The sequence below is a fragment of the Nonomuraea candida genome, from assembly GCF_000725485.1.
GTDB lineage: Bacteria > Actinomycetota > Actinomycetes > Streptosporangiales > Streptosporangiaceae > Nonomuraea > Nonomuraea candida.
Genome location: NZ_JOAG01000170.1, coordinates 1 through 302 on the forward strand (window position 1 = coordinate 1; position 302 = coordinate 302).

A 302-nucleotide genomic window follows, 5' to 3' on the forward strand; every position below is an offset into this window, starting at 1 on the left:
TAAATACTCCCTGATGACCGATAGTGCACGAGTACCGTGAGGGAAAGGTGAAAAGTGCCCCGGTGAGGGGTCGTGAAATAGTACCTGAAACCGTGTGCCCTAAAAAACTTGGCCACAAAGATGCTCGCGTCCACTATGCAAATCTCAAACAACAAACAGCAACCGGCTCGCGCCCCCACACGGGAAGCGTCCACCGGCCCTGTACTGAGTCAAACAGGCATCGCCCGTTTCCTCAGGACCCAACAGTGTGTCCAACCGGCCCGCACCCTCAGCCGGCTCCGTTCCCACTCCCCTCCGAAAAG

The 302-nt window shown here is 57.0% G+C and carries 1 rRNA gene; it reads left to right on the plus strand.

What is annotated here, in order from left to right:
- Positions 1 to 100: ribosomal RNA gene (locus IO39_RS53785) — 23S ribosomal RNA — on the plus strand; the annotation flags it as partial.
- Between the last annotated feature and the right edge of the window lie 202 nt (positions 101 to 302).